We start from the raw sequence: 9212 nt of genomic DNA, 5'->3' as shown, positions 1-9212 counted from the left end.
CGCGCGCGCAGCTCGGCGCGTGCCTGCTCGGCGTCGGGCGACGGCGGCCGTTCGCCGCTGCCGGGGAGCTCGATCGTGGCGGCGGCGAAGCCCTGTGCCGCCGCCTGGGTGGCGCGTGCGACCAGTCGTGGACGCATGCGATCGAGCCCGCCCGGGTGCCCCAGCAGGATCAGCGGAAGTGGGGCGGATGCGGCGCTCGGTTCGGGCGTCCACAGGATGCCCGGGATGTCGTCGAGGATGAATCCGCGCTCGACGACGCCGTGATGGTGGTCGTGGTCGTCGGGGCGCGTCGTGTTGGTGAAGTGCATGGTCGTGCCTTTCGGGATTGTGCCTGATCGACGCTCCCCGGCGACCTATCGCCCGACCGTGACCTCTGCGAGGAGCACCCACGTCGTTCCGTTCATGGGACTCACCTCCTCGATCTGTTGTTGCACGGTGCCCGAAAGAGTAGCAGCGGGTGGGGTGGCCCGGCTGACCCGGCTGACCCGGCGACCTGGCGACCTGGCGACCTGGCGACCCGGCGACCCGGCTGCACGATTTCGCCGAGGTCGGCGCGAGGAGTGTTGCGGGCTTCGCGGCCGGAGTCGCACGCGCCGGGACGGCGGCCCTGGGTCGTCGCAGTGCGGTGGCGCGGGAGCGCGCCAGCACGGAACCGCGCCCACACGGAACCCGCCAGCACGGAACCGCGCGCACACGAACCCGCCAGCACGGAACCGCGCGCACTCGAACCCGCCAGCACAGAACCGCGGCCACTCGGAACCCGCCAGCACGGAACCGCGTCGATACGGAAGCGCGTCAGTACGGAAGCGGGCCGGCACGGAACCCCGCCAGCACCGAACCCCGACGGAACCGCGCCGGCACAGAACCGCGCCGTCACGGAAGCGCGCCAGCACGCAGGCGCGCCAGCGCGGCAGCGCCGCCGCACTCTCCGGTCTCATGCCGCCGACCGGCACTCGGGCAACGCGAAGCGCGCTCGGCCGCCGAGCCGGGGCACGCGATCGGGATCGACGTGCGGGGGAGGGATGAACCACACCTCGGTTCGGGTCGCGCGGATGCCCCAGCCCTCGCGGTGGACTCGGTGGTGGCAGAACGAGCAGAGCATGACGCCGTTCGCGAGATCGGTCGGGCCGGCGTCGCGCTCCCACCATCGGATGTGGTGAGCATCGACGTAGGCGATGTTCTGTCCGCAGGAGGCACAGCCGCCGTCGCGCTCGGCGAGTGCGAGCCGCTGGGCGCGGCTGAAGAGTCGGGCGGAGCGGCCGAGGTCGAGCGGCACTCCGTCTCCGCCGAGCACCATCGGGATGATCTCGGCGTCCGCCGACATACGACGGGCGGTGGTCGCCGAGATCGGCTGCTCGATGCCGTCGATGCGGGCGGCACCGAGCCCGTCGACGAGTGCGGCGTGGTCGAGGCGCACGACGACTGTGGTCTTGGCGAGCGGAGCGAGCGTCTGCTCGCAGCCCAGGCTGTGGCGCGCGATGGCGGCGAGCGCGTCGGCCTGGATCTGGGGGATCGAGCGCTGGTCGGCGATGACGGGAGCAAGATCGGCAGCCCCGGGCTCGCGGCGGCGGAGCGCGTCGCGCACGAGCGCCTCGACGGCTGCCTTGATCGGCGCTGCGGTCTCGGGATCGAGTCGGGCGTGCAGGTGCACCATTCCGGCCGAGTCTTCGCGCATCGCGAGCGACCGCTCGCCGCGCAGCCGCTCTTCACGAGGCTCGACGCCATCGCGGTCGAGCCTCGCCTCGGCCTCACGGACGCCGCGCACGAGCAGGTCGAGCGGCACCCGCGAGGCGAGCTCGACCAGGGCCCGCTCGACGGTGTCGGCCAGCTCGGGGTCGGCGCGCAGCCCCACGCGGTCGAGCATCGAGGTGATCGCGGACGCCGCGTCGATGCCGATCAGGCCCGACTCGAGCGCCGAGGCGACGTGCGGATGCCGCGACGGCAGCCGCTCACCGCTGAACGTCTGCCGCTCGGCCGTGGCGGTGCCGACCGCGACGAGCTTCGCCGCATCGCTCCGGGAAGCGCCGGTCGACGCGGCGATCAGTCGCACCGGGTTGTGGAAGCCGTGGGCCCTCGCCAGGCTCGCATCGCCGCGTTCGGTGCTTGATCGCTTCGACACCTCGGCCGCGACGCGCGCGAGGAGCGCCTCGGCGTCGCGGCGTACCCGCGCGAGCGCGTCGGTCACGCGCACCAGACCGGCATCGCTCATCTCGGCGATCTCGGCCTGCGTCGCCCCGCCGGTCGTGCCGAACGGCGGCATCGCACCACTCCAGGCCGCGCGCAACGTCTCGACGTCTCGGTCGAGTGCGCTGAGCGGCGGATCCATGTCTCGATTCTGCAGGCACCCACTGACATTCGCTCTGCTCATGAAAGCACCGCTGACCAGCCAAAAGTGCCTGTGGATGGGTGCAGCTGCAACAGCCCTGTGGAGGACGGGTCGTCGCACCCACCGGTGTCACCGGCAGGACCGCGACGGAGGTGATCGGCGCCCGCTCCGGTCCGCCCCAGGCGCACGAGTGGCAGCTGTCAATGCCTTGCCGGCGGCCCCGGCCAGGCACTTCGTCGCGCGGAACACCCCGGCGGAAGAACCGGCCCGCGGCATCCGTCTTGGCACGTTGACGGCGGTGCCACCCCTCGTGCGCTCGCCGTCGAGGAGAAGCCGGTGAATCGACGCGCGTCAGCCGCCGTCGCCCCTCACCCCACCCCCGCGACCAGCTCCGCGAACACCTCTCCCGCGTCATCCCGCACCGCGAGCCGCCCCGACTGCCCCATCCACAGCGACTGCAGGTCGCCTCGACCGACGCGCACGGCCTCGGCGCGGAAGCGCCCCGTGATCCAGTTCTGCATCGGGAACGGCGCCCTGCCGCCGGCCGCGGTCAGTTCGCGCACCGCCCGGTTCTCCGCGCCGCGCGCGAGCCGCCCGCTCATGACCCGCGTCAGCACCGTGTCCTCGGCGGCCGTCGCGACGATCGCGTCCCGGTGCGCATCCGTCGTCGCCGACTGCCGGGTGCGAAGGAACGCCGTCCCGACCTGAACGCCCGCCGCCCCGAGCGCGAGCGCGGCCGCGACGCCGCGCCGTTCGGCGATCCCACCCGCGGCGATCACGGGCACCTCGACCGCGTCGACGACCTGCGGGATGAGCGAGATCGACCCGACAAGGCCCTGCTCAGGCTCGCGCAGGAACGCGACCCGGTGCCCGCCCGCCTCGAGCCCGGTCGCGACGACCGCGTCGATGCCGCCATCCTGCAGCGCGACCGCCTCGTTGACCGTCGTCGCCGTGCCCACCAGGCGGATGCCGCGCTCGCGAGCGCTCGCGACCACGCTCGCCGGGGGCACCCCGAACACGAAGCTCGCGACGGCGGGCCGCACCTCGAGCACGGCCGCCCACTGCTCCTCGAACGTCGGCAGGAACCGCTCGGGCGGCGACGCCGGCGCCGGCACCCCGAGTTCGTCGAAGAACGGTCGAGTGGATGCCACGGCCCGCTCGAACGCGCCGGGCTCGGGCGCGGCATCCGTCGCCATCGGCAGCCACATGTTGAGCGCGAACGGACCGCTCGTCGCGGCCCTGATCGCGGCTCCCGTCTCGCGGATGCGGTCGGCGTCGTACCCGTAGAGGCCGTACGAGCCGAGGCCGCCGAGCTCGCTCACCATCGCGGTCAGCTCGACCGACGACAGCCCGCCGAACGGGCCCAGCACGATCGGATGCCGGATGCCGAGCAGCTCGGTCAGCCGGGTGCGTGCGTCGGTCATGGTGCTCCTCGGTTTCTGAGAGAGTGGCGGCCCGCTGCGTCGAGCGCCGGCGCCCGTTCCGCGGGGTCCCCTGATGAGGTCAACGCGAGGGTCGCCGGCGGATTCCATCGCCGCGTTCGGCAGCGCCAATTCGCGATGCCGCGTGCGCACCCAGTACGTCGACGGCGAGACGTCCCTAGCCACGGCGAAGGGCATGCGCGAGTTCACCATGTTCGCGAACAAGCGGATCATCGCCGTGAACATTCGGGCATCACCGGCATGCTGCGCGTCACCACGTCGCTGCCCTACTCGAGGGATCCAGACGTTCTCGATGGAGACTTCGCGTACCTTCGATCGTGGCGCCGCACTCGAGATCTGATTCAGCCTCTCGAGTTCGCCGGCCACTTCGACGTCGGGTATCTCGCGAAGCTGATCGGGTGGGCGGAGCTCCAGGAGCGAGCTCCAACCGCAAGGCCGGTTCGAGCGCGACGGCTCGCCCCCGCGGCGATCCGGGCACGCTCGGAATGATCACAGGCGTCTGCGAGTGTGGTTGCTCGGTGCGCCGACCATCTCACACGCGGCCACGGTGTGCATCGCGCACAATGGAAGATGATCGAGCAGTGCACCTCGCCCGATCGCGCGGTTCGCGGATGTCCTACTGTGCCACCACGCCCCAACCCGCACACCGAGGAGTCCCTGTGACCAGCACCGTGGAACCAGCCGAGCGCAGCGTCGCGCCGGCAACCCTGGCCGCCGTCTACGACCGCATGCGCTTCGGGAGCGCGCACGTCAAGATCGCGATCGCACTGTTCGTCGTCTTCGTCATCGAATCGTGGGAGCAGCTCGCGCTCGTCTACGTGTCCGGTGACATCGCGGAGAGCTTCGGCATCGATGCGGTCCAGATCGGTTGGGTGCTCTCGGCCGTCGCGATCGGCATGATTCCGGGCGCTCTCATCTGGGGTCCGCTCGCCGACCGGTTCGGTCGGAAGCCGATCTCGGTCGTCAGCCTCATCGCGTACGGCGTGGTCGCGGCGCTCGTGGCGTTCGCGCCGAACTACGAGACGCTCTTCGCGCTCCGCGTGGTCTCCGGGTTCGCACTCGCGGGCGCGTACACCGTCACCTTCCCGTACTTCCTCGAGCTCATGCCGACCGGCGTGCGCGGTCGGGCGACCGTGCTCCTCTCGATCGGTTGGCCGATCGGCACGCTGGCCGCCCTCGGCGCGACCGTCGCGTTCGGCGACCTCGGCTGGCAGGTCGTCGCGCTCGCGAGCGCCGTCGCCTGCGTCTGGGTCTTCGTCCTGATGGCCTGGGTGCCCGAGTCGCCCTACTACCTCGTGCGTCGCGGCCGCGACGCCGACGCCCGCGCCGTGCTCGCGAAGCTCGGCACGCCCGTCGAGGGACACGTCGAGATCGTCGCCGAGGCCGAACCGAAGTCGGGTTCGCCGCTCGAGCTGATCAGGAAGCCGCTGCTCGTCCGCACGCTCCTGATGCTCGTCATCAACTTCGCGTTCAACTGGGGTTACTGGGGCCTGCAGGTGTGGCTCCCGACGCTGCTGCAGGAGCGGGGCCTCTCGCTCGACGCCTCGCTCGGGTTCGTCGCGATCAGCGCACTGATCATGATCCCCGGGTACCTCGTCGCCGCATGGCTGACGAAGCGATTCGGCCGCAAGAAGCTCTTCCTCGCATTCGTGCTCGGATCGATCGCCGGTGGCGTGCTCTTCGCGTACTCGTGGGATCTGCCCTCGCTGTACGCGGCGAACTTCCTGCTCTCGTTCTTCATCCTCGGCGGATGGGGCATCTGGAACACCTGGAACGGGGAGTTCTACCCGACCCGGGTCCGTGCCGCCGGCTTCTCCTGGGCGACGTCGGCGCAGCTCCTCGCGAACGCGATCGCCCCGTCGGTCGTGGGTGCGCTCCTGGTCGGCTCGGTCGAGTTCACCGTGACGGTGCTGTTCATCACCGCGTTCCTGGTCGTCACGTTCCTCGCCGCGCTGCCCCTGCCTGAGACCGAGGGCAAGCCCCTCGACTAGGCGGCGCGTCACCGGCCCCCGAGAATGACTCCATGAGGATCGGCATCGACGTCACGGCCGCGCGGATGCGCGCCGTGGTCGTCGATGCCGATTCCGTCGAGTGGCGGGGGGAGATCCGAGGGCAGCGGTCGATCGTCGGCGGATGCCGCGACCTGCTGCGGCGCGTCGATCGACCGATCCGCGACCGGATCCACGGTGCGACTTTGGCGCTCGCTCCGACGCTCGCCGATCTCCGCCTGGAGCGAGTCGGGCTGTTGCGGGTCGCGACCGCTGCGGCGCCGAGCCTCGCGCCGTTGAGCGGATGGCCGGCTGAGCGTCGCTCCGAGGTCGCCGGCGTCCGCGTCGTCTCCGGCGGGTCGGACTTCCTCGGCACGATGTCGACGCATCCCGCCGAGGCGGAGGTGCTCGACGCGGTCGGCGGCCTCGTCGCCTCGGGTGCGAGGCATGTCGTGATCGCGGCGGCGGGCTCGCTCGCCGCACCGGCGGTCGAGCGGCGCATCGAGCGGGTCGCCCGCGCTGCGCATCCTGTCGTCGCCTTCACCTCGTCGCACGTGTACGGCGGCATGGGGCTGCGCGAGCGCGAGAACGGCGCGGTGCTCGATGCGGCGCTGGTGCCGTGGGCGGCGGAGCTCGCGGAGGGACTCGACACCGTGTTCGGCCGCATCCCGGTGTCGGTGGCTCGCGGGGTGGGCGGCCACGTCGCCCTCGAATACTTCGCGACCCACCCGTTCGGCTCGATCGACGGTCGCGCGCGTGCCGCCGTCGCAGGGGCGCTCGCGCTCGCGGCGTCCGACGACCTCGTCGTGGTGCTCGCCGACGCGGAACAGGTCACCACGATCGGCGTCTCGGGCGGACGCCTGGCGCGGGTCGACGTCTCGGAGGCCTGGGGCATCCACCACAACCACCACCCCGTCGAGGCGCACACGCAGCGGGTAGAGCCGGGGGATTCGATCCCCGATGCGGCGATCGAGGCGGCCCTCCAGCACCGGCCGCGGCATGCGGTCGTGGTGGTGGGCGACTCCGACGACGCACGTGCACTGCCCGATGCGGCCTACGCGATCGCCCTGGGAGCTGCGCTCGGCGGCGTGGTCGTGGAGACCGAGCGGATCGTGACGGCATCGGAGGCGCGGATGCCCGCCGCGATCGCCGAGATCATCGAGGAGACCCGGTCGCGGTCGGTCGTCGCCGGCGCGGATCCGCTCGAGCCCGGCCAGGTGGAGGTGGACGCCGTCCCCATCTCGTACGTTCCCGACGGGTCGCGCTTCGTTCGGGTCTCGATCCTCAGCGGTGCATCGTGAGCGGGGCGAGCGCATGAGCCGCGCCATCCGGGCTGGAGACGTCGACGCACTCGTCGATGGTGCCCGACCGTTCGCGACGGGGGTCGACAGTTCGGCCCTGCACGTGCTGCACGACTGGGCGGCGGAGGCGGTGGCTGCCGGGCCCGTGCCGTTGATCGACCTCGCCGAATGCTCCGACGACGATGCCTACGCGGTCATCAGCATCATCGGGTCCCCGACTGCCGTCGCCGAGAACCTTCCATCGGGGTCCGAACCGGCGCGCGCCATCGCTGCGCTCGAGCGGGCGACGGGCCGACGGGTGCGCGGCATCCTGCCGCTCAACACCGCGGGCGAGAACGCCGTGATCGCGTTGGCGACCGCGGCGGCAGCGGGCATCGAGCTCGTCGATGCCGACGGATGCGGGCGCGTGCAGCCGCGGGTCGAGCAGTCGTTGTTCGCCCTCGCGGGGCTGCCGATCTCTCCCGCGGTCCTGGTGTCGCCCTTCGGCGAGACGACCGTCGTCGACGGGCCTTCGCACCGGGTCGCGGCGATGTTCCCGAAGCTCATCGCGGCGAGCGGGGGCTGGATCTACTTCGCCGGCTACCCGATGGGCGGGCGCGACCTGCGGGCGACCGCGAACCCGGGCACGATCGCACGGTTCCTCGATGCCCGGCCCGGCAGGCCGCTCGCGACGGTGCCGCATCGGGTGATCGCGCGAGCGGCGATCACGTCGATCGAGGTCTCCGCATCCGCCCCGACGGCTCGTATCAGCGTGCTGCTGCGGGAGGTCGGCGGACGGGAGCGGATGATGCGTGCCGACGCGGCAGACGAGTTCTTCCACGTACTCGGCGATGGGGCCCTGCTCGCCTCGGCACCAGACGAGATCCTGCTCGTCAGCGAGGAAGGCGAGGTGATCGACCCCGACCGGTGCGCGATCGGCATGCGCGTCGACGTCGTCGCCGTCGAGGTGCCCGACGTCTGGCGCGAGAAGGCGAGTTGAGATGGCCCGTTCCCTGACGGTGGCAGACCTGGTCGACCGGCTCGATCTGCCGGCCGAGCTGGCCGGGCCGAGCGATGCCCAGGTGTCGGGCGTGCGTATCGTCGACGATCTCGACGGGCTCCAGCGGGTCGAACCGGCGACGGCCGTCGTGCTCACGGGCGCCGTCGCGGCCGAGTCGTGGTCGGTCGACATGGCCGTGCGCGTCGCCTGGGAGCGCGCGGCCTCCTGCGTCGTCGTGACCTCAGCGGATGCGCACACCGGTGCGACGCGCGCCCTTGCGGAGCGGCTCGCGATCGCCGTGCTGTCAGTCGCCGCGCCGCCGCTGGATGCCGCGGTGCGTGTCGCGACGATCGTCGCCGCCGATGAGGCGTCGGCTGCCGGCACGCTCTCGGCGGCCGCACGCTCCTTCGGTGCGCCGACGCTGAGCCCGAAGCGCGCGGTGGCCCTCCTGCAGAAGGTGCTGCCGGCTCTGCGATTCGCGCTGGTCGACGCGGCCGGTGCGGCGGTCGCGGGCGCGCTTCCCCCTGCGACGGCCGCGGTTCCGGCTGCGGTGGCCCCGCTGGAGGTGTCCGTGCCGTTCCCGCACCGTGCCGGTGCCGCCCGGCTGCTGGCGTTCCCCGACAGGGCGGCCCAGGCCGGACCCGTGGCCGAGCAGGTCATGCAGCTCGCGGTGCCGCCGCTCACGGCGTGGGCTGCGCTCCGCCGCCTCGAGGAACTCCGCTCTACCGAATCGTCCGCGGCGCTGCTCCGCGAGGTCATCGCGGTCGACGGAGCGCCCGGTGGGCGCCTGCGGGCCGTGCTCGCCGCGCGCGGCTGGCCGCTCGAGACGCCGCTGCGATTCGTCGTGCTGCTGCCCGAGGGCGGCGTTGAGAGCGAGTTGTTCGGTTCGAGCGTGCTCGAGGTCGCCGCGGAGCAGCGCGCGGTCGCCTGGGCGGCGCCGTTCCGCGACGCGTGGGCGCTGCTCCTGCCCGAACGCCGCTCGCGGAGCGCATCGCAACTGGCGGCCATCGTCGACGGGGTCCTGGATGGCGACGGTCTCGCCCTGCGAGCGAGCGCGGGAATCTCAGCTGCGGTGCCGGTCGGCGAGCCGGTGTCGGCGGCACTCGACGCAGCCCTCGCGGCCGCACGGGTCGCGCGCGCCCGTGCCCAGCGCGTGCAGTTCGCCGATCGCATCGG

The 9212-nt window shown here is 72.3% G+C and carries 7 protein-coding genes and 1 pseudogene; 5 read left to right on the top strand and 3 right to left on the bottom strand.

Translation table 11 applies throughout. The annotated features are described in order from the left end of the window. From ESO86_RS06785 to ESO86_RS06775, 3 genes and pseudogenes are all read right to left on the bottom strand, one after another. Positions 1 to 308, bottom strand: a pseudogene (locus ESO86_RS06785) (alpha/beta hydrolase); the annotation flags it as partial. 626 nt (positions 309 to 934) lie between these two features. Next, positions 935 to 2326 (bottom strand): HNH endonuclease signature motif containing protein, encoded by a 1392-nt coding sequence (locus ESO86_RS06780; protein ID WP_242492247.1) that lies wholly within the window; start codon positions 2324 to 2326, stop codon positions 935 to 937. Positions 2327 to 2694: 368 nt separating this feature from the next. Beyond that, the gene (locus tag ESO86_RS06775) at positions 2695 to 3750 is read right to left on the bottom strand and encodes an NAD(P)H-dependent flavin oxidoreductase (RefSeq protein ID WP_129234212.1); all 1056 of its coding nucleotides are present in this window, start codon (positions 3748 to 3750) and stop codon (positions 2695 to 2697) included. A 73-nt stretch (positions 3751 to 3823) separates the two neighbouring features. Between ESO86_RS06775 and ESO86_RS20145 the strand changes: the two genes are divergently transcribed. From ESO86_RS20145 to ESO86_RS06750, 5 genes are all read left to right on the top strand, one after another. Continuing rightward, complete coding sequence (locus ESO86_RS20145; RefSeq protein ID WP_129234211.1) at positions 3824 to 4108, top strand: PH domain-containing protein; 285 nt, start codon at positions 3824 to 3826, stop codon at positions 4106 to 4108. 319 nt (positions 4109 to 4427) lie between these two features. After that, entirely contained in the window at positions 4428 to 5759 is a 1332-nt protein-coding gene (locus ESO86_RS06765; RefSeq protein ID WP_242492246.1) for an MFS transporter, read from the top strand. A 32-nt stretch (positions 5760 to 5791) separates the two neighbouring features. Next, entirely contained in the window at positions 5792 to 7057 is a 1266-nt protein-coding gene (locus tag ESO86_RS06760; protein ID WP_129234210.1) for a hypothetical protein, read from the top strand. 13 nt (positions 7058 to 7070) lie between these two features. Then, positions 7071 to 8036: an S-methyl thiohydantoin desulfurase domain-containing protein gene (locus ESO86_RS06755; protein ID WP_129234209.1), complete on the top strand. Its 966-nt coding sequence runs from the start codon at positions 7071 to 7073 to the stop codon at positions 8034 to 8036. A 1-nt stretch (position 8037) separates the two neighbouring features. Continuing rightward, positions 8038 to 9212 (top strand): hypothetical protein (locus ESO86_RS06750; protein WP_165307436.1); only part of this gene is annotated, 1175 nt, incomplete at its 3' end.

This window comes from Agromyces binzhouensis (assembly GCF_004135055.1).
Classification (GTDB): domain Bacteria; phylum Actinomycetota; class Actinomycetes; order Actinomycetales; family Microbacteriaceae; genus Agromyces; species Agromyces binzhouensis.
The sequence above is the reverse complement of the archived record's forward strand: the minus strand, read 5'-3'. Positions and strand labels throughout refer to the sequence as shown.